Source organism: Sphingomonas sp. Sphisp66 (assembly GCF_047324325.1).
Lineage (GTDB): Bacteria > Pseudomonadota > Alphaproteobacteria > Sphingomonadales > Sphingomonadaceae > Sphingomonas.
Genome location: NZ_CP168508.1, coordinates 3,631,208 through 3,650,668, shown reverse-complemented (window position 1 = coordinate 3,650,668; position 19,461 = coordinate 3,631,208). Strand labels below are relative to the sequence as shown.

Annotated in this window: 20 protein-coding genes; 5 read left to right on the top strand and 15 right to left on the bottom strand. The window is 67.7% G+C overall.

All coding sequences use genetic code 11. The features are described 5' to 3' along the window. Window positions 1–110: 110 nt before the first annotated feature. Window positions 111–947, bottom strand: a complete 837-nt coding sequence (locus ACEN8G_RS16470; RefSeq protein ID WP_413416930.1) for an oxidoreductase — start codon at window positions 945–947, stop codon at window positions 111–113. A 74-nt stretch (window positions 948–1,021) separates the two neighbouring features. Between ACEN8G_RS16470 and ACEN8G_RS16465 the strand changes: the two genes are divergently transcribed. Both ACEN8G_RS16465 and ACEN8G_RS16460 read left to right on the top strand, forming a co-directional pair. Further along, the gene (locus ACEN8G_RS16465) at window positions 1,022–1,456 is read left to right on the top strand and encodes a MerR family transcriptional regulator (RefSeq protein ID WP_413416928.1); all 435 of its coding nucleotides are present in this window, start codon (window positions 1,022–1,024) and stop codon (window positions 1,454–1,456) included. Then, window positions 1,453–2,118 carry a DUF6624 domain-containing protein gene (locus tag ACEN8G_RS16460; protein WP_413416926.1) on the top strand — a complete coding sequence of 222 codons (666 nt, stop codon included), beginning with the start codon at window positions 1,453–1,455 and terminating at the stop codon, window positions 2,116–2,118. The genes ACEN8G_RS16465 and ACEN8G_RS16460 overlap by 4 nt, the downstream gene beginning before the upstream one ends. Before the next feature lie 4 nt (window positions 2,119–2,122). Here ACEN8G_RS16460 and ACEN8G_RS16455 read toward each other — a convergent pair whose 3' ends face one another. The 9 genes from ACEN8G_RS16455 to ACEN8G_RS16415 all read right to left on the bottom strand — a co-directional run bounded on the left by ACEN8G_RS16455 (window position 2,123) and on the right by ACEN8G_RS16415 (window position 9,011). Then, window positions 2,123–2,986: a GGDEF domain-containing protein gene (locus ACEN8G_RS16455; protein ID WP_413416924.1), complete on the bottom strand. Its 864-nt coding sequence runs from the start codon at window positions 2,984–2,986 to the stop codon at window positions 2,123–2,125. A 282-nt stretch (window positions 2,987–3,268) separates the two neighbouring features. Continuing rightward, window positions 3,269–4,615 carry a tRNA (N6-isopentenyl adenosine(37)-C2)-methylthiotransferase MiaB gene (miaB, locus tag ACEN8G_RS16450; protein ID WP_413416922.1) on the bottom strand — a complete coding sequence of 449 codons (1,347 nt, stop codon included), beginning with the start codon at window positions 4,613–4,615 and terminating at the stop codon, window positions 3,269–3,271. A 124-nt stretch (window positions 4,616–4,739) separates the two neighbouring features. Then, window positions 4,740–5,627 (bottom strand): lysophospholipid acyltransferase family protein, encoded by an 888-nt coding sequence (locus tag ACEN8G_RS16445; protein ID WP_413416920.1) that lies wholly within the window; start codon window positions 5,625–5,627, stop codon window positions 4,740–4,742. Window position 5,628: 1 nt separating this feature from the next. Then, complete coding sequence (locus ACEN8G_RS16440; RefSeq protein ID WP_307117512.1) at window positions 5,629–6,051, bottom strand: Fur family transcriptional regulator; 423 nt, start codon at window positions 6,049–6,051, stop codon at window positions 5,629–5,631. A gap of 127 nt (window positions 6,052–6,178) precedes the next feature. Next, window positions 6,179–6,592, bottom strand: a complete 414-nt coding sequence (locus ACEN8G_RS16435; RefSeq protein WP_307117513.1) for a MucR family transcriptional regulator — start codon at window positions 6,590–6,592, stop codon at window positions 6,179–6,181. A gap of 109 nt (window positions 6,593–6,701) precedes the next feature. Beyond that, a complete protein-coding gene (rimI, locus tag ACEN8G_RS16430) occupies window positions 6,702–7,187 on the bottom strand; it encodes a ribosomal protein S18-alanine N-acetyltransferase (protein ID WP_307117514.1) in 486 nt (161 codons plus the stop codon). Further along, entirely contained in the window at window positions 7,184–7,813 is a 630-nt protein-coding gene (tsaB, locus tag ACEN8G_RS16425; RefSeq protein ID WP_413740799.1) for a tRNA (adenosine(37)-N6)-threonylcarbamoyltransferase complex dimerization subunit type 1 TsaB, read from the bottom strand. Before tsaB ends, rimI begins: the two co-directional genes overlap by 4 nt. A 1-nt stretch (window position 7,814) precedes the next feature. Continuing rightward, window positions 7,815–8,408, bottom strand: coding sequence for a malonic semialdehyde reductase (locus ACEN8G_RS16420; protein ID WP_413416917.1), 594 nt, complete (start codon window positions 8,406–8,408; stop codon window positions 7,815–7,817). 30 nt (window positions 8,409–8,438) lie between these two features. Next, window positions 8,439–9,011: a NifU family protein gene (locus ACEN8G_RS16415; protein WP_413416915.1), complete on the bottom strand. Its 573-nt coding sequence runs from the start codon at window positions 9,009–9,011 to the stop codon at window positions 8,439–8,441. Between the two features lie 134 nt (window positions 9,012–9,145). On the opposite strand from ACEN8G_RS16415, the gene ACEN8G_RS16410 reads away from it, so the two are divergent. Next, on the top strand, window positions 9,146–9,457 hold the full coding sequence (locus ACEN8G_RS16410) for a GIY-YIG nuclease family protein (protein WP_413416913.1): 312 nt from the start codon (window positions 9,146–9,148) through the stop codon (window positions 9,455–9,457). A 46-nt stretch (window positions 9,458–9,503) separates the two neighbouring features. On the opposite strand, the gene ACEN8G_RS16405 is transcribed toward ACEN8G_RS16410, so the two are convergent. Together ACEN8G_RS16405 and ACEN8G_RS16400 are read right to left on the bottom strand one after the other, a co-directional pair. Then, window positions 9,504–9,770 (bottom strand): hypothetical protein, encoded by a 267-nt coding sequence (locus ACEN8G_RS16405; protein ID WP_413416911.1) that lies wholly within the window; start codon window positions 9,768–9,770, stop codon window positions 9,504–9,506. Between the two features lie 49 nt (window positions 9,771–9,819). Continuing rightward, window positions 9,820–10,647 (bottom strand): aspartyl/asparaginyl beta-hydroxylase domain-containing protein, encoded by an 828-nt coding sequence (locus ACEN8G_RS16400; RefSeq protein WP_413740624.1) that lies wholly within the window; start codon window positions 10,645–10,647, stop codon window positions 9,820–9,822. Between the two features lie 417 nt (window positions 10,648–11,064). Between ACEN8G_RS16400 and ACEN8G_RS16395 the strand changes: the two genes are divergently transcribed. Then, a complete protein-coding gene (locus ACEN8G_RS16395; RefSeq protein WP_413416907.1) occupies window positions 11,065–13,959 on the top strand; it encodes a M16 family metallopeptidase in 2,895 nt (964 codons plus the stop codon). A gap of 163 nt (window positions 13,960–14,122) precedes the next feature. Here the strand turns inward: ACEN8G_RS16395 and ACEN8G_RS16390 are convergent, their stop codons facing one another. Both ACEN8G_RS16390 and ggt read right to left on the bottom strand, forming a co-directional pair. After that, window positions 14,123–15,904, bottom strand: a complete 1,782-nt coding sequence (locus ACEN8G_RS16390; RefSeq protein WP_413419035.1) for an AMP-dependent synthetase/ligase — start codon at window positions 15,902–15,904, stop codon at window positions 14,123–14,125. 50 nt (window positions 15,905–15,954) lie between these two features. Further along, on the bottom strand, window positions 15,955–17,673 hold the full coding sequence (gene ggt / locus ACEN8G_RS16385) for a gamma-glutamyltransferase (protein WP_413419037.1): 1,719 nt from the start codon (window positions 17,671–17,673) through the stop codon (window positions 15,955–15,957). Window positions 17,674–17,837: 164 nt separating this feature from the next. Here ggt and ACEN8G_RS16380 point away from each other — a divergent pair, with 164 nt between their 5' ends. Continuing rightward, window positions 17,838–18,416: an HdeD family acid-resistance protein gene (locus ACEN8G_RS16380; RefSeq protein WP_413419039.1), complete on the top strand. Its 579-nt coding sequence runs from the start codon at window positions 17,838–17,840 to the stop codon at window positions 18,414–18,416. Here the strand turns inward: ACEN8G_RS16380 and ACEN8G_RS16375 are convergent. Next, a complete protein-coding gene (locus tag ACEN8G_RS16375; RefSeq protein ID WP_413740623.1) occupies window positions 18,413–19,387 on the bottom strand; it encodes a quinone-dependent dihydroorotate dehydrogenase in 975 nt (324 codons plus the stop codon). The two genes, ACEN8G_RS16380 and ACEN8G_RS16375, sit on opposite strands and share 4 nt — an antisense overlap. Window positions 19,388–19,461: the final 74 nt, after the last annotated feature.

Sequence of the window (19,461 nt, the reverse complement as noted above, 5' to 3'; positions counted from 1 at the left end):
CGGTTCCCTTGCGCATGCGATATGGGGAGAGTGACAGAGGTTTTCCAACTTGGACAGGGGAAAAGGCGCGGCGGAGCGCATGCTGCCGCGCCGTGTCCCGGGCGCAACGCTCAGGCCGGTACCTTGCCCGACTGGCTCGCCCGCCACATCAGCGCGTCGAGCCAGCGGTCGGGCAGCCAGTGCGCGAGGAACAGGAAGACCGGCGCGCCGCCGCCGGTGCCGTAGCGGATGCGCGGGCGGCGGGCCGCTGCGGCTTTCGCTATCGTGTTCGCCACCACTTCGGGCGGCGAGGCGAAGCGCATGTTATCGGCATTGCCGAGCATCGCCGCATGCTTGAGCGCCCAGGGGGCATAGGCGCTCCTGCCCGAGCGCTCGACCAGGCTCTGGTGGGCGATGCCGGCCCATTCGGTACGGATCGCGCCGGGCTCGATCACCACGACGCGGATCCCGAAGGGGCGCAGCTCGAGACGCAGGCAGTCGCTGAAGCCCTCCACCGCGAACTTGGTGGCATGGTACCAGCCGCCGAACGGCTCGCCGAACTTGCCGCCGATCGAGGTGACGTTGACGATCGTCCCCGATTTCTGCGCGCGCATCAGCGGGGTGACGAGCTGGCAGAGCCGGGCAAGGCCGAAGACATTGACCTCCATCTGGCGGCGCGCCTCGTCCATCGGCACGTCCTCGATCGCGCCATAGCTGCCATAGCCGGCATTGTTGACGAGCAGGTCGAGCCGGCCGGTGGCGGCGCGGATGGTCTCGACCGCCGTGAGGATCGAGGCGTCTTCGGTGAGGTCGAGATCGATCAGCTCGGCGCCGAGGCGGGCGAGCGGCGCCATCCGGTCGAGCCGGCGGGCGGCGGCGAAGACACGGTAGCCGTCCTGGATCAGGCGCTTGACGGTGGCTTCGCCGATGCCGGCTGAGGCGCCGGTGACGAGGGCGGTTTTCTGCATTTCTGGCTCCGGTTGCGAGGTGGAGCCCAGCCATATAAGTGTGGACCATAGTCCATGGTCAAGGGATGAATTGCGTGCTGATCTCCGAATTCGCCAGACGCGCCGGCATGAGCACCGACACGGTGCGCTTCTATATCCGCAAGGGGCTGCTCGCGCCGGCGACGGGGGTGAAGGGCGGCTCCAACCCGTATCAGATCTTCACCGAGGAGCATCTCGAGGCGGCGCGGATGGTGCGGATGGCGCAGAGCCTGGGCTTCTCGCTGCGCGAGATCGCGACGCTGTCGGCCGAATATTATGCCGGGGCGATGACCCCCGAGCGGAGCCTGGAGCTGATGCGCATGCAGCTCGCCCGGCTGGAGGAGAAGGCCGCGCAGCTGAACGCGATGGTCGATTATACCCGCGCCAAGGTGCGCTGGCTGGAGGCCGGGCAGAAGGGCTCGGAGCCGGTGTTCGGCGAGTTCGAGGGCTGCTGGGCCGAGCCGGTCATTGCGGCAGAGCGGGCCGCATGACGGTGCTGGCGCTGCTCGCGCTGGTCCTTGCGCCGATGCAGGACGATGTCGTCGCGCAGCACGCGGCCGAATGGGAGGCGGCGGTCGCCGAGGTCGAGGCGCAGCCCCAGCCCGAACATCCGACGCTGGCGCAGAAGATCGCTTGGCTGGTCGCGCTCGACGAGATTACCCGCCAGCATGGGTGGCGAGCCGAGGATCCGGCGCTTACGCCCGATCAGCAGCGCGCGCTCGGCTTGAAGATCGGGAGCCGCATGGCCGAGATCGATGCGGCCAACACCGCGGCGCTGAAGCTGCTGCTTCCCGCCGATGGCTGGTTTCGGAACGGCCGTGACGGCCGGCAGGTGACGCACGGCGCCTGGCTGATCGCGCAGCACAGTCCGGACGATGCCTTTCGGATCAAGGTGCTCGGGGCGATGGGCGACCGGCTGAGCGTGGGCGACGTCGACGCGATGGACTTCGCGCTTATCACGGACCGGGTGCTGGTCCGCCAGGGTGGGCTGCAGGTCTTCGGCAGCCAGGCGGGTTGCGTCGAGGGTCGCCTGGCGATCCTGCCCATTGCGGATCCCGACAAGGTGGACGAGCGCCGGGCAAGGATCGGATGGGCCAAGACGCTGGCCGAGACCAAAGGCGACCTCGAGATCGGCAAGCCCTGCGCGCCATAGGCGCTCAGGCGTCGAGCATCCGTGCCTCGTCGATCTCGATGCGGTCGCGGCCGCCATGCTTTGCGGCATAGAGCGCCTTGTCGGCGCGCTGCATCGCCGCGGCGATCTGCTCGGGGCCATGCAGGAAGGCGAGGCCGCAGGAGAAGGTGACCGGCTCCTCCGGATTGGGGCCGATCGGATCGGCGTGGAGCGCGGTGCGCAGCCGCTCCATCATCGCCTGCGCCTCGCGCGGGCCCATGCCGGGGATCAGGATCGCGAACTCCTCGCCGCCCCAGCGTGCGACAAGGTCCGAGCGGCGCATCGTCTCGGTCAGGTGATGGGCGAATTCCTGGAGGACCAGGTCGCCTTCGTCATGGCCGAAGATGTCGTTGATCCGCTTGAAATGGTCGATGTCGACCAGCGCCAGCGTCGCCCGGGTGCCGGTGCGCAGATGGGCGGCGGCATCGAGGAAGCCGCGGCGGTTGCGCAGGCCGGTCAGCAGGTCGCGCTCGGCGGCGTCGCGCAGCTGGCTGATCCGGCTGTTGGTGGCGATCGCAGCAAGGCCGACACTGTCGAGCAGCTCGCCGGCAAGGTCGCGGCCGCCGGCGGGGACGCTCGCCACCGGCTCGCCGTCCTGCACCGCGCGCAGCATCGCCGAGGCCTGGCGGATCGGGGCGAGCAGCGCGCCAAGGGCAGCGATCGCCGAGAGCGTGCCGGCGAGCGTGGCGAGCAGCAGCGGCACGAACACCTGCCAGTGCCATTCGCCCAGCAGCACCTGGCTGGCGATGAAGGCGATCAGCGGCAGGTGCACCGCGGCGAAGCAGATGGCGAAGATGCGCAGATGGAAATGGCGCGGAAAAAGGAACCGCGTCGCGAGATAGAAACGCATTCTGTCGTCCCCTCTTTTCTCGTGTCACCCGGCTGGGAGCGGGTGCTGGAAGGGGAAGGGCTAGATTTGCGAAGCTTACCCGTAGTTTACGGGGGATCGTTAACGCGTTCGGATGAGCGGGTGTGGCGGCGGTTGGAGGGAGTGTGGCGCTTTTTCCTCGGCCCCTCCCCCGACCCCTTCCGCTTGCGGGAGGGGAGCGATTGTTGGCCGCGCTACCCCCACTCGTTCCCCTTCCGCTTGCGGGAGGGGTTAGGGGAGGGGAAGTAACAGCCCGCCTCGACCTCAGGCCGCGGCGCGCACCACTTGCGTGCCGGTGAGCGAGTTGCCGAAGCCCTCGGCGATCTCGACCTCGACCATGTCGCCGATCTTCGCGTCGGTATTGAGGTACACCGACTGGAGCCAGGGCGACTTGCCAAGCATCTGGCCGGGCAGCTTGCCCTGGCGCTCGATCAGCACCTGGCAGGTCTTGCCGGCGGTCGCCTGGTTGAAGGCGAGCTGGTCGCGGTTGAGCGCGGCCTGGAGGCGCTGGAGGCGCTCGTCCATCACCGAAGCGGGCACGAAGACGTCGCTCATCTCGGCGGCGGGCGTGCCGGGGCGGGGGCTGTACTTGAAGCTGAAGCACTGGGCGTAGCCGACCGCATCGACCAGGCTCAGCGTCTCCTCGAACTCGGCGTCGCTCTCGCCGGGGAAGCCGACGATGAAGTCGCCCGACAGCGCGATGTCGGGGCGGGCGGCGCGGACGCGGTCGAGGATCTTCAGATAGGAATCGCGCGTGTGCGAGCGGTTCATCGCCTTGAGGATGCGGTCGCTGCCGGCCTGCACGGGGAGGTGGAGGAAGGGCATCAGCTTCCCGACCTCGGCATGGGCGCGGATCAGGCCCTCGCGCATGTCGTTGGGGTGGCTGGTGGTGTAGCGGATGCGGTGCAGCCCCTCGATCCGGTCGAGCGCGTGGATCAGGCCGTGCAGGCCGGTGCCGGCCTCGTCGTCCCAGGCGTTGACGTTCTGGCCGAGCAGGGTGATCTCGCGCGCGCCAGCATCGACCAGCGCCTTGGCCTCGTCGACCAGCTCGGCGAAAGGCCGGCTGATCTCGGCGCCGCGGGTATAGGGCACGACGCAATAGGTGCAGAACTTGTCGCAGCCTTCCTGGACGGTGAGGAAGGCGGTGGGGCTCACCTTGCGGCGCTTGGGCAGCGCGCCGAACTTGCTGAGCGCCGGCATGTCGGTGTCGAGCGCCGAGGCGCCCTCCGCCGCCCTGGCGACCAGCTCGGGCAGGTTGTGATAGGCCTGCGGGCCGACCACGACATCGACCTTGGCGCGGCGGACGATCTCCTCGCCCTCGGCCTGGGCGACGCAGCCGGCGACTGCGATCATCGGCTCGGCCCGGCCCAGCTCGCGGGCGCCCTTCCGCAGGCGGCCGATGTCCGAATAGACCTTCTCGGTCGCCTTTTCGCGGATGTGGCAGGTGTTGAGCACGACGAGATCGGCAGCCTCGCCCTCGGCAGCGGCGGTCATGCCCTGCGCGGCCATCAGCTCGGCCATGCGCTCACCGTCATAGACGTTCATCTGGCAGCCGAACGACTTGACGTGGAAGGTCTTGGGATTGGCCTTGGGATTCTGGGGAGCGTTCATGATCGGCCGCCCCTTACACTAGCCGTCACCCCGGCGAAAGCCGGGGTCTCGTGCGGCTCCTGTCCCGCGCTACGGCATGAGATCCCGGCTTTCGCCGGGATGACGGTTATGGGCCGGGAGGCGCTCAGGCTTCGGGAGCCGGCTTCGGCTTGTAGCCGATCGGGTCCTCGGCGAAGCGGAAGGTGCGCAGGGGATGGCCGAGCGTCTTTACCAGCGCCTCCTCGATCCGCCGGCGGCTCTCCGCGGCGATCACCTTGCGGCCCGGGAAGTCGCGCGGGTGGAAAGGCTCGAGGAAATGGACGTCGAGGCGGAAGCTGCCCTTGCGGCTGAGGATGCGCTTCGCGTTGTTGAGGCCGGTTTCCTGGCCGATCCAGCAGATGTCGTCGGCCGCCGCGCCATAGTAGAGCATCACCGGCTGGACCATCACGCCGGGCGGTGGCGGCTCGAGCACGCGGAGCATCGGCGTCTTGAACGGCAGTAGCGACTTGCCGTCGGTGGTGGTGCCTTCGGGGAAGACGGTGATCGCCCAGGTCTCGGCCAGCGCGTCGCGCAGCTCGTTGATCTGCTCGGCGACGCCCAGCCGGTTCTCGCGCTTCACATAGACGGTGCGGTTGAGCCCGGCGAGCCAGCCGACCACCGGCGAGCTCTGGATCTCCGCCTTGGCGATGAAGGCGGTGCCGCTCGCGCCGCCGAGCGCAAGGATGTCGATCCAGCTGAGATGGTTGGAGATGTAGAAGACGTCGCGCTTGAGATGCGTGCCGATGCGGTTGACCCGCGCGCCGCAGATCCGCGCCGCGGTCGACAGAAAATAGCGCGGCCAGGGCGAGGGCAGGCGGACCAGCCGGAAGAGGTAATGGAGCGGCACCAGCACCAGCAGCGCAAGCACGAGCAGCGCGACGCGGCGCCATAGCCGGAACTGGCCGCGCAGGCTCAGCCTGGTGTCATGCCCCTGGATGGCCTCCTCGCGGAGGCGGGCGGCGCGTTCGGCCCGGGTTTCGCCCGCAGGCGCCACCTCAATTCTTGCGGTCGAGCGCTACGCCGTAGAGCTCCATGCGGTGATCGACCAGGCGGAACCCAAGCCGCTCGGCGATCTGCTTCTGGAGCTGCTCGAGCTCGGGATCGACGAACTCGATCACTTCGCCGGTCTCGACGTTGATCAAATGATCGTGATGCGCCTCGGGCGAAGGCTCGTAGCGGGCGCGGCCGTCGCCGAAATCGTGACGGTCGAGGATGCCGGCCTCTTCGAACAGGCGCACGGTGCGATAGACGGTGGCGATCGAGATGCCCGGATCGATTGCCGAGGCGCGCTCATAGACCTTCTCGACGTCCGGATGATCCTCGGCATCGGAGAGGACGCGCGCAATCACCTTGCGCTGTTCGGTGATGCGCAGCCCCTTTTCGTGACAAAGCGCTTCGAGATCGATCTTGCGAGCCATGGCCGCGATGTAGCGTGGGCCGGGCCAAGTTGGAAGACTGTGGCCGCGAAAAGGCGTGAACGCGAAACGAAAAGGCCGGCCCGGAGCGATCCCCGGGCCGGCCTTGCGTATTTCAACCTGTTGCAGCTCAGCGCTTGCGGCGCTTGGTGCCCAGGCCGATCTTCTTCGCCAGGCTGCGGCGCTGCTCGGCATAATTGGGGGCGACCATCGGATAGTCGGCCGGCAGGTTCCACTTGGCGCGGTACTGCTCGGGGGTCATCTGATAGTGCGTCATCAGGTGACGCTTCAGCATCTTGAGCTTCTTGCCGTCCTCGAGACACACAATGTAGTCCGGCTTCACCGAGGCGCGAATGGAGACGGCCGGCTCCTGCTTGACTTCGGGCTCGGCGACGGTGCGGCCAAGACCCGAAAGCGCGCCATGCACGTTCTGGATCAGAGTCGGAAGGTCGGAGACCGCAACACTGTTGTTGCTGACATGTGCTGCAACAATATCCGCCGTCAGCGTGACCAGCGTTTCATCAATCTCAGCTTGCGTTTCCATTTTTATCCTTTCGACCCGAATAAGAACGACTTTTACTCGCCGCCCGGAAACATCCTATCGGACCGTTTCGGTTCAAACGCAATACCATAATTGCGTGTTTCAGTAAGTCTCAGTCCAGGTCCTTGATGTCGCGTGCATAAGTATGCGCGTCGAACAATTGCCCGCTACGTCCCCGATAGTAATCCCGACGCTCCCCGACCTTTTCAAAGCCTTCGCGACGGTAGAGCCATACGGCATCGTTTCCTGAACGAACCTCGAGATGGATGCGCGCCACGCCGCGGCCGCGCGCTTCTTCGATCACCGCACGGAGGAGCGCGCCGGCGACACCCCGGCGGCGGGCGGCGGGTCGGGTGGCGAGGAGCAGCAGCTCGGCTTCGTCGAGCGTGACCCGGGCCAGCGCGAAGCCGACATCCTGCCCGTCGATGCTGGCGATCACCAGCCAGACGCCGGGCAGCGAGAGCATGCCCAGGCATTGGGCGCTGGTCCACGCCTCGCCATAGCGGGCGTCGAAGGCGTCCTGCATGATGATGTTGACGTTATAGAGGTCCTGCGACCCGCCTTCGCGCAGCTCGACCAGGTTGACCGTGCCGCTCACGCCAGCCCTCGCTCGGCCAGGGTCTTGGCATCGGGCGCCCGGCCATAGATCGGGCGGGCGGGAAGCGTGGTGAAGCCTGGCGCGAGGAGCCGGGCATCGGCGGCGGACGGAAGCGTCTCGCGCAGGGCGAGCCCCTCGGCCAGCGGGGCGAGATGGCGCACGCCGCTGCCAAAGGCCGGGCGGCCGGCCAGCGCCTCGAGCGCGGCGGCGGGAACGAGCGAGCGGAACGGCCCGTCTTCCCCGAAAGGCTGGGAATGGAACGCCTGCATGAACACCTCACCGTGCCCGCCTTCGAGCACCACGGCAAGCTGTGGGATGTCCGCATTGCCGGCAAAGCCGGACGCAGCGAGCAGCGCGAGCGACGAATAGCCGCGGACCTCGGCGCCCCAGCCGATCGACAGGCCGAGCGCGCCGCCCAGGCCGACGCGCACGCCGGTGAAGCTGCCGGGGCCGACATCGACCAGGATGCGCGCCGCGCGACCTTCGCCGGGCAGCGACGCGATCATCGGCACCAGCCGCTCGGCATGGCCGCGGCCCACCACTTCATGGGCCGCGGCGATCACCGTCGTTCCGTCGAGTAGCGCGACCGAGCAGGCTGCAGTCGCGGTCTCGATGACGAGAGTCAGATCAGAGGACGCGATTGAACTGCTCGAATTCGGGGCGGGGGAGTCGATCGAAGATGGAGGAAGGGTCGCCATGTCCCAGCGTGGAAATGAAGTTGGACTTCACATTGGGCTGGTCTGCAAAAAACGCTTCGTCAACCTTGGCGTTGTCGAAACCCGACATCGGGCCGGTATCGAAGCCGAGCGCGCGGGCGGCGAGGAGCAGATAGGCGCCCTGCAGCGACGAGTTGCGGAAGGCGGTGGTGTAGCGGGCTTCCTCGGTCGGGAACCAGTCCTTGGCGGTCGGCGCGTGCGGGAAGAGCCAGGGGAGCTGCTCGTTGAACGCCAGGTCCATGCCGATGATCACGGTGGCGGGCGCCTTGCGGATCTTGTCGGCATTGGCGGCGCTGGCGAACTGGGCGAGCTTTTCCTTGGCCTCGTCGGTGGTCAGCCAGATCAGGCGGGCGGCCTGGTTGTTGGCCGAGGTCGGGCCCATCTTGGTGAGCTCGTAGATGGCGCGGATATCCGCCTCGGTCACCGGGGCATCGGTATAGCCATTGTAGGAACGTGCGGCACGGAACAGCTTGTCCAGCGCCGCGTCGTCGAGCGGGGTGGCCATTTACTATAGTCCTTTCGTGGGCGTGTGGGCTCAGACGGCCCGGACTTCGGTGACTTCGGGAACGTAGTATTTGAGCAGCTGCTCGATGCCGTTCTTGAGCGTGGCGGTCGAGCTCGGGCAGCCCGAGCAGGCGCCCTGCATCTGGAGATAGACCTTGCCGGCGTCGAAGCCGCGATAGACGATGTCGCCACCGTCATTGGCGACGGCCGGACGCACGCGCGTCTCGATCAGTTCCTTGATCTGCGCGACGATCTCGGCGTCCTCGGGGTTGTCGCCGAAGTCGGCGCTCTCGGCCGGCACGCTGAACCCGGCGGCGGCGGCATGGAACAGCGGCATGTTCGCGGCGAAATGATCGAGCAGGATGCCGAGCACGTCGGGCTTCGCGTCGCGCCAGTCGGAACTGGGGGCGATGGTGACCGAGATGAAGTCGCGGCCGAAGAACACGCCGGTCACGTCGCCCAGGGTGAACAGGGCAGTGGCGAGCGGCGAGGCCTCCGCCTCTTCGGGCGAAGCGAAGTCACGCGTGCCGGCGTCCATCACGGTACGGCCGGGCAGGAACTTCAGGGTCGCCGGGTTGGGCGTGGCTTCGGTCTCGATCAGCATAGGCGCCATTTGGGCGCTCGGAGGGCGGGGATCAAGCGGGGAGGGGGAAACGAAAGGTTTCCTGGTGTGAGGGCCAACCAACTATCCGTCACCCCGGCCTTGTGCCGGGGTCCACTGCCCGGCAAGCTTCAAACATGGGGCGGGAGCGGCAACCTTGCGTCTACATCCTGGCGAGTACGCGGAACGGCACGCTCTATACCGGCGTCACGTCCGATCTGCTTGGGCGTATCTACCAGCACCGCAACGGCATCACGAAGGGTTTCGTGGCGGAGCATCGCACTTATCGGCTGGTCTTCTACGAGATGCATCAGGAGATGGAGACCGCGATATGCCGCGAGAAATCCATCAAGCGATGGAAGCGGGATTGGAAACTCAACATTATCGAGCGCGACAATCCGCATTGGGATGACCTAGCGGTGGCGCTGGGGTTCGAGCCTTTGCCATAGGATGCGCGGTACCGTGGACCCCGGCACAAGGCCGGGGTGACGATTATTACTGCGCGTCCTCATGCGTGGTCGCGTCGGTCACGCTCTGGTCGTGGCCGCTCTTGTCGCTGAAGAAGGCGGCGGCGAACAGGCCGCAGCCGAGCAGGGTGGAAATGAACACGCCGCCGATCGTCGCCGCGATCGCGGAAGGATACAGCGCGTCGTAGAGCGAGAGATACCAGAGCGCGCCCGCGACCATCACCACGCCCGCAAGCGCGATCCAGAAGATCATCCGGCGAAATTCGGTCCAGGCCCTGGTGCGTTCGCTAGCCATGTCGGCAACTCCTTGGTTGCGGCGCATGTGGGTGCGGTCAGGCAGTCTATCAATTGGACGGATTGCCCACCTGGTTCCACTGGGTCAGATTCGTGCGGGCATCCTGGACGAAGGCCGAATGGCGGATCCAGGTGAGGAACCTGTCGACGAACCAGCGGCCCGGCTGGCGCAGCGGGCGGCGGAACTGGATGAGCAGCACGATGCGGGTGCCGCTGGTGTCGTTCCACACCTCGTGGTCATAGGTGTCGTCGAACACCAGGGTCTCGCCCTCCGACCAGCGCAGGACGCGATCGTCGAGGCGCATGCGGGCATCGCCGTCGCGTGGCACGACCAGGCCGAGATGGCAGGTGATCAGCCCCTTGGTGACGCCGCGATGCGCCGGGATATGGGTGCCGGGCGCGAGGATCGAGAAGAAGGCGCTGTTGAGGCCGGGGATCGCCTCGACCAGCCGGGTGGTCACCGGGCAGCGATCGAGATTCTCCTGCACCAGATAGCCATAGCCGTAGAGGAAATAGCTGCGCCACTTGTTCGCCGGGGCGATCGCGCGGTGATCGGGCGAGACCTGGACGAGCGACGGCGCGCGGTGGTCGAGCGCGGCGGCGATCGCCTCGGCGCGGATCGCCTGCCAGTTGGCGCGCAGCGCCTCGGTCCAGGCGAAGTCGCGCACGTCGAGCACGGGCTCTGTCGAGACCAGAGAGAAGCGGGCGATGAACCGGTCGAAGGTGCCGCGCAGATATTTGCCATATTTGATCATGAAGGGGCGGTCGCGCTCGGCACGCAACGGCGCGTCGGGCATCACTGCCCCCGACATGACCGTGAGATCGGGAATCATCTCGCGCGCTTCCGCCGCTTCGACTTCGCCCGCGTCCCGCCACATTGCGCTGCCCCGCGCGCTCGGCTCGACCTTCACTGCACCTGACCTTGCTGGGTTCACCACCTGCTTCGTCCGCGAGTCGCGCCCGCATCTTGGCTGGATACGCGGCGCATGGGTCGAAAACATGGCCCTGCCGCGGCGCACAAGGGCGGGTTCGTGACGCAGGGGTAATGTATCCGAGCTCCTTCTCCCCTTGTGGGAGAAGGAAGGGGCCCGCTCGCGGAGCGAGTGGGAAGGATGAGGGGGCTTGAGTCTCACTCCCCCTCACCCTTCCGCCGACTTCGTCGGCTCCCTCCCTCTCCCACAAGGGGAGAGGGAGATGGTCAGGCCGTCCGCGCACCGCACATTCTCAACGCCACGTACATCCAGGAGAAAGGTTCGCGCTGGCATGCCCGGCGCTTCGCTCCTAGATGGACCTCTATGCACTCTTTCCTGCGTGCGCCTCTCGCGCTCCTCGCCCTTGCCTCGCTCGCCCCGGTGCTGCCGGCCCAGGCCCAGCAGAATACCAATCCTCCGGGCGTGCCCGATACGCAGACGGTGGGGCGCCCGGTCCAGACCGCGAAGGATCCGTGGCTCTACGAGAAGAGCGACCTGGTCCATGACGATGCGTGGAAGTTCGGGCGGCTCCCCAATGGCCTGCGCTATGCGGTGCGCAAGAACGGCGTGCCGCCGGGCCAGGTCTCGGTGCGGGTGCGCATGGATGTCGGCTCGCTGATGGAGCAGGACAGCGAGCGCGGCTTCGCGCACTTGCTCGAGCATCTCTCCTTCCGCGGATCGGTCCACGTGCCCGACGGCGAATCGAAGCGGATCTGGCAGCGGCTGGGCGTGACCTTCGGCTCCGACTCGAACGCCTCGACCACGTTCACCGCGACCACCTACAAGCTCGACCTGCCCAATGCGACGCCGGCCGGGCTCGACGAGAGCTTCAAGATCCTGGCGGGCATGATGTCCGGCCCGGACATCACCCAGAAGATCCTCGATTCCGAGCGTCCGGTGGTGCTGGCCGAGCAGCGCGAGCAGCCGGGGCCGCAGGTCCGCCTGCAGGACGCGATGCTCGACCTGATGTTCGCCGGCCAGCCGCTGTCGCAGCGCGAGCCGATCGGCACGGTCGAGACGCTGAACGGCGCGACGCCGGCGAGCGTCCAGGCCTTCCACGATCGCTGGTACCGCCCCGAGCGCGCCACCGTCATCGTCAGCGGCGATGTCGATCCGGCGCTGCTCGAGCAGATGGTGGTCAAGCATTTCTCCGACTGGAAGGGCACCGGCCCCGCCGTGCCGACGCCGGACTTCGGCAAGCCGGTGGAAGGCAAGCCGGTCGCCGCCAGCATCGTCGAGCCGGCGCTGCCGGTGCTGACGACCATGGCGATCGTCCGTCCCTGGACGGTCGATGGCGACACGGTGATCTTCAACCAGAAGCGGATGATCGACCTGGTCGCGATCCGCATCATCAACCGCCGGCTCGAGACGCGGGCGCGCTCGGGCGGCACCTTCATCGCCGCCGGCGCGGACCTGAGCGACGTCGGCCGCTCGGCCAACATCACCACGGTGCAGGTGCTTCCGGTCGGGGACGACTGGGAGGCCGCGCTGCGCGACGTGCGCGCAGTGATCGCCGATGCCCAGGCGACTCCGCCGACCCAGGCCGAGATCGACCGCGAAGTCGCCGAGATCGAATCGTCGATGAAGCAGCGGATCAACACCGCGCCGGTCGAGGCCGGGGCCAAGCTCGCCGACGACCTGGCCGAGGCGGTCGACATCAACGAGACGGTGACGACGCCTGAATTCTCCTACGCGATCTTCAAGGGCGCGGTGGACGGCAAGATGTTCACCCCCGCCACGGTGCTCGCCTCGTCGAAGACGGTGTTCCAGGGCACCGCGACGCGCGCGATGGTCAATCTCCACACGCCCGACGCGACGATCACCGCCAAGGTCGCCTCGGCGCTCGAGGCCAATGTCGCGGCGAACGCCAAGCGCAAGCAGGTCGGCAATGTCAGCTTCGACGCGCTGCCGAAGCTCGGCGTGCCCGGCAAGGTGGCGACCCGCGAGCAGATCCTGCCCGGCACCGGCATGGAGAAGCTGGTCTTCGCCAACGGCGTGACGATGCTGATGCGCCAGGATCCGTCGGAGACCGGCAAGGTCTATGTCAATGTGCGGTTCGGCCGCGGGCTTTCGGGCCTGTCCGGCACCGCCCAGACCCCGGCCTGGGCCGGCGAGGGCGCGCTGATGGCGAGCGGCGTCGGCAAATATGGCCAGGACGAGCTCGATGCGCTGACCGGCCGCCGCCAGATCGGCGCCGATTTCGACATGGACGACGATGCCTTCACGCTGAAGGCGCAGACCACCAAGGACGACCTGACCGACCAGCTCAAGCTGCTCGCCGCCAAGCTCGTCGCGCCGGGCTGGGATCCCAATCCGGTGCTGCGCGCCAAGGTCGCGACGCTGTCCGGCTATGCCAACCTGTCCTCCTCGCCCGACGCGGTGCTGAGCCGCGACCTCGAGCGGCTGCTCCACAATGGCGATGCGCGTTGGGGCATCCCGCCCCGGGCGACGATCGAGGCGACCACCCCGGCCAGCTTCCGCAAGTTCTGGGAGCCGATCCTGGCGAGCGGGCCGATCGAGATCGAGGTGTTCGGCGACATGGATGCCGAGGCGACGGTGAAGGCGGTGGCCGCCACCTTCGGTGCGCTCAAGCCGCGCCTGGCGAGCAAGGCGCCGCTCGCGCCGGTGGTCTTCCCCGCCCATGTCGAGACGCCGGTGACGCTGACCCACAAGGGCCAGCCCAACCAGGCCGCGGCGGTGATCGCCTGGCCGACCGGCGGCGGCACCGACAATGGCGGGATCACCGAGAGCCGCAAGCTCGAGGTGCTCGCCGCGGTGTTCCGCGACCGGCTGCTCGACCAGCTGCGCAGCCAGGCGGGCGTGAGCTATTCGCCCCAGGTCGCCAGCCAGTGGCCGCTCGGCCTGCCGGCAGGCGGCAAGATCATGGCGCTCGGCCTGGTGCCGCCCGACAAGGTCGACTTCTTCTTCGAGCTGTCGCGCAAGATCGCGGCGGACCTCGTCGCCAAGCCGATCGACGCGGACGAGCTCAACCGCGCGCTGACGCCGCTCAAGCAGCAGATCCTGCGCATGTCCTCGGGCAACATGTTCTGGATGCGCCTGGTCGAGGGCGGCACCTATGATCCGGCCCGGATCGCCGGCGTCGAGACGCTCGCCGCCGACTATTCGCGGGTGACGCCGATGGACGTGCAGGGGCTGGCGATGAAGTATCTCCGCCCGGACAAGGACTGGACGCTGAAGGTGGTGCCGGAGAAGAAGTGACCTTCCAACTCCCCTCCCTGCAAGGGAGGGGTCGGGGTGGGTTGCGAGCGCAGCGAGCTCCGTCCTTCGCCATCGATGAAAAAGAAAAGGCCGGGGATCGACCCCGGCCTTTTCTTTACCCACCCCTAGCCCCTCCCTTGCAGGGAGGGGAATCTGGGATGCATCACTTGTACAACGCGTCCAGCCGCTCGCCATATGCCGCCTTCAGCACGTGCCGGCGGATCTTCAGCGACGGAGTCAGCTGCTCGTTCTCGATCGTGAACGGCTCGTCGGCGACGATGAACTTGCGGACGCGCTCGATCACCGACAGGTCCTTGTTGACCCGCTCCACCGCCGCGCCGAGCGCCGCCTTGTAGTCGGGGTCGTGCGCCAGTTCCTTGAAGTCGCACTTGGTGGCGGTGTGGGCGCACCATTCGGCGGTCCATTCGGGATCTGGGACGATCACCGCCGACATGTAGGGCTTCTTGTCGCCGGCGATCATCGCCTGGACGATCTCGGGCTGGAGGGTCAGCATGCCCTCGACCTTCTGCGGCGCGACATTGTCGCCCTTGTCGTTGACGATGATGTCCTTCTTGCGGTCGGTGATCTTGATCCGGCCCTTCTCGTCGATATGGCCGATGTCGCCGGTATAGAGCCAGCCGTCCTTGAGGACGCGCTTCGTCTCCTCCTCGTTGCGCCAATAGCCGTGCATGACCAGCTCGCCGCGCACCAGGATCTCGCCGTCATCGGCGATGCGCACCTCGACGCCCTCCAGCGGCGGGCCGACCGTGTCCATCTTGAGGCCGGCCTTGGGCCGGTTGCACGAGATCACCGGGGCGGCCTCGGTCTGGCCGTACCCTTGCAAGAACGTGATGCCGAGGCTCTGGAAGAAGATGCCGACCTCGGGATTGAGCGGGGCGCCCCCCGAGACCATCGCCTTGATCCGCCCGCCGAACTTCTTCGAGAGCTTGGGCTTGAGCGTGGCGCCGAGGAGCAGGTTCATCGGCAGGTCGCGGATCCCCGAATTGCCCGCCGCCTTGCGGCCGCCGATCGCCACCGCCTTGTCGAGCAGGAAATTGGCGAAATTGCCCTGCTTCTCGACCTGCTTGACGATGCGGGTGCGCAGCACCTCGAACAGGCGGGGCACGACGACCATCAGCGTCGGGCGGACTTCCTCGATGTTCGAGGCGAGCTTCTCCAGCCCTTCGGAATAATAGATCTGCGCGCCCAGCCCGATCGGGAAATATTGCCCGCCAGTATGCTCATAGGCGTGGCTGAGCGGCAGGAAGCTGAGGAACACTTCCTCCTCCCAGCCGAAATCCTCCGAGATGATCGCGCAGCACGCCTCGACATTGCTCAGGATCGCGCCGTGATGCTGCATCACGCCGCGCGGGGAGCCGCCGGTGCCGCTGGTATAGATGATGCAGGCCAGGTCCTCGCGACGGAAGGTGCAGCTCACCCCGCGCGGGTCGGTGTCGTGCCTGGCGATCAGCGCGCGCCAGTCATGGAATTCCAGGCTGCCCTGCTGGCTGATGCGCAGATCCTCGAGCCCGATGATCATCCGCGCGGTCGAGGCGCGGATCGCCGCGGGCAGCAGTGTCTTGGCCAGCTTGCCGTTCGAGACGATGATCGCGCAGGCGCCCGAATTCTCGATGATGTGCTGGTGGTCGCGCTCGGTGTTGGTCGTGTAGGTCGGCACGGTCACGCAGCCGGCGGCCATGATCGCCAGGTCGCTGATGCAGAATTCCGGGCGGTTCTCCGAGACCAGCATCACCCGGTCGCCGCGCTTCAGGCCGAGCGCAGTGAGCGCCGCCGACAGGCTCGCCACCTGCCGCGCGGCTTCCGCCCAGCTGGTCGGCTGCCATTTCCCCCCTGCCTTGTGCCAGAGGAAGGGCGCATCGCCCTTTTCCTTCGCCCGTGCGAAGAACATCTGGACCAGGTTGTCGAACCGTTCGAGCCTGCGCATTCTCTCTCCCCATTGCGGGCGCCCCTTTGGAGCGTCCCGCCTTGCCCCGACTATTCCGACGGCCGGTTCGGCTGCGCGCCCACACGGCTGATAACGGTCGTGTGGCCCTGTTGGTCCATCACGACGCCTTCACTGCGCGGATCGGCGCCGCCGGTCCAGCGGCCATTCACCCGTTCCACTGCATTCATCTTGAGTCCGAGCGGGGCCGACTGGACCTTCTCGCCCAGCGCCTGCAGCGCCGGGAGCATCGCGTCCAGCTGGGTGCCCTTCTCGGCATAGGCGGTCGGGCCGGGCGCATAGAGCAGGCCCAGCGCGATCGCGTCCTGCGCCGAGAGCTTCCAATCGACCACGCCGATGATCCCCTTCGCCACTTGGGCGATGATCGTCGAGCCGCCGGCCGCGCCGATCGCCAGGCGGACCTTGCCGTCCGGGCCATAGACGATGGTCGGTGCCATCGAGCTGCGCGGGCGCTTGCCGCCCTCGACCCGGTTGGCGACCAGATAGCCGTCCTTCTCGGGCACGATGTCGAAATCGGTGAGCTCGTTGTTGAGCATCGTGCCGTCCACCGACAGGCCCGATCCGAAGGCGCCTTCGATAGTGGTGGTCACCTGGGCGACGTTGCCGGCCTTGTCGACCACCGAGAGCGAGGTGGTGCCGGGCACTTCCTGCGGCTTCACCGCGATGCGCTTCGGCGCGCCGGCGGGCAGGCCGGCCTTGACCTCGGCCATCGAGCTGTCGGCGTGGATCAGCGCCGAGCGGCTTGCGAGGTAGCTGCGGTCGAGCAGGCCGGCGATCGGCACCTGCACATAGTCGGGATCGCCGACATACATGTCGCGGTCGGCATAGGCGAGGCGCGAGCTCTCGGCGAACAGGTGCCAGGCGACGGGATTGTCCTTGCCGAGCTTCGCCATGTCGAAGCGCTCGAGCTGGGCGAGGATCATCATCACCGCGACGCCGCCCGAGGAGGGCGGGCCCATCGAGCAGATCTTGTAGGCGCGATACTTGCCGCACAGCACCGGGCGATCCTTGGCCGCATAGGAGGCGAGGTCCCCGGTGGTCATCTTGGACGGGTTGCGTGCCGCGCCGTTCACCGTGGCGACCAGCTTCTCGGCCTGCGGGCCAACATAGAAGCTGTCGGGGCCGAGCCTGGCGACGCGCTCGAGCAGGTCAGCCTGGGCGGTGTTGCGGACATGCGCGCCGGCCGGCATCGGCTTGCCGGCGGCGTCGTAGAAGATCGCGCGGACGCCGGCATCGACATGCGGGCCATAGCTGCGCAGCGCATTGCCGAGCCGCGACGAGATGTCGAATCCGTCGCGGGCAAGCCGGATCGCGGGCTGGAACAGCCGGGCCCAGGGCAGCTTGCCGCCGCGCTGATGGGCGAGGGCCATCGCGCGCAGCGTGCCCGGCACGCCGACGCTGCGGCCGCCCGGCACCGCCGCCATATGGCTGAGCGGCTGGCCGTCGGGGCCGTAGAACCAGTGGTCGGTGGCGGCCATCGGCGCGGCCTCGCGGCCGTCGACCGTGGCGATCTTGCCGGTCTTCACATCGTACTGGAGGATGAAGGCGCCGCCGCCGATGCCGGCGCTCTGCGGCTCGACCACGTTCAGGGCGAGCATCGTCGCGATCGCCGCATCGGTGGCGCTGCCGCCTGCGTTGAGGATCTCGGTGCCGGCGGCGGCGGCGCGGTAATCCGCCGCGCTGACCACACCCTGGGCGGAAGCCGCGACCGGCGCGGCGACGAGGGCGAACAGCAAAAGCAACTTCTTCATGGCGCTAGGCCTAGCGGGCTTTGGCCGGAGCGCAAAGACGCTACGTCGGGCGTCATACAATCGGATGATTGCCTGGGGGTATAACCAGGCGCAATCTCCCGGGCAGGGAAAGCGCGGGTATCCGCCCATGCCGGACGGCCACGCGCTTCCATGGAGGGCTCGCCATGACCGACACTGCCAGCTTCGCATCCACCACTCCTTCGCTGCTGCGTGCGCTTGGCAAGCGCTGGTGGCTGTTCGCGCTGCGCGGTGCCGCCGGCATCGCCTTCGGCTTCCTCGCGCTGCTCTGGCCGGGCCTCGCGCTGCTTACCCTGGCGCTGGTCTGGGGCGCCTATGCGCTGGTCGATGGCTGTTTCGCGCTGGCGGCGGCGATGTCGGGGATGCGCAGCGGCGACACGCCACGCTGGTGGCTGGTGCTGACCGGCCTGGCCGGGATCGCCGCAGGCCTGCTGACCTTCATCTGGCCGGGCATCACCGTGCAGGTGCTGCTGCTCCTGATCGCGGCCTGGGCGATCGTCACCGGGGTGATGGAAGTCGCCGGTGCGGTCGCGCTGCGCAAGGAGATCGAAGGCGAGATCTTCCTGATCCTCGCGGGGTTGATCTCGATCGCCTTTGGCGTGGTGATCCTGGGCTGGCCGGCGGCTGGCGCGCTCAGCCTGGTGCTGCTGGTCGCCTGGCTCGCGATCATCGGCGGCGCGGCCTATATCGGCCTGGCGCTCCGCCTGCGGAAGCTGGCGCGCTAGGCAAGCGCCTTGGCGATGGCCCGGGCCAGGCCTGGCCCCTTGAACACGAGGGCCGAATAGATCTGGACCAGCGTGGCGCCGGCATCGATCCGGCGCTTCGCCTCGTCCGGTCCGTCGATCCCGCCCGCCGAGATCAGCGGCAGCGCGCCCGCGGCGATCTCCGCTGCCTCGACCAGCTTGGCGCGCGCCAGCTCCTGGAGCGGCTTGCCCGACAGCCCGCCGGCCTCTCCCGCATGCGCCGAGCGCAGCGGCGGGCGCGAGATGGTGGTGTTCGAGACGATCAGCGCGTCGACATGGTTGTCGAGCGCCGCCCGGATCGCGCCTTCGAGCCCCGCCCGGTCGAGATCGGGCGCGACCTTCAGGAACAGCGGGACCTCGCCGCGCGCGGCATGGCTGGCCGCGAGCAGCTCGTCGAGCGCGGGGCGCGACTGGAGGTCGCGCAGGCCCGGGGTGTTGGGCGAGCTGACGTTGATCGTGATGTAGTCGGCATGCGCCGCCGCCTTGCCGACGCCCAGCGCATAGTCCGCCACCCGGTCGTCGCTGTCCTTGTTCGCGCCGACATTGATGCCGAGCACGCCCTTGCGCGCCTTGAGCTTCGCGATGCGCGCCAGCGCCGCGTCGATCCCGCCATTGTTGAAGCCCATGCGGTTGATCACCGCCTCGTCCTCGGCAAGCCGGAACAGCCGCGGCTTGGGGTTGCCCGGCTGGGGGCGGGGGGTCAGCGTGCCGACCTCGACCGCGCCGAAGCCCAGCGCGAACAGCCCCGGGATTGCCTCGGCATCCTTGTCCAGCCCCGCGGCGAGGCCGATTCGGTTGGGAAAGGTCAATCCTCCCAAATGGATGGGAGATCGAACCATATCGGATCCAAAAACGGTTCCGATCGAATCCCACAGCGCCAGCGCGCGGATCGCGGCGCGGTGCGCCTTTTCGGCATCGAGCGCGAACAGCGCGGAACGGAGCGGATAGGCCATGGACGGGGCCTTCGCACCGCTTTTCCCCTCCGTAAAGCTGCGTATGTCGATTCCTTGCAATACGCGTGTCGGGC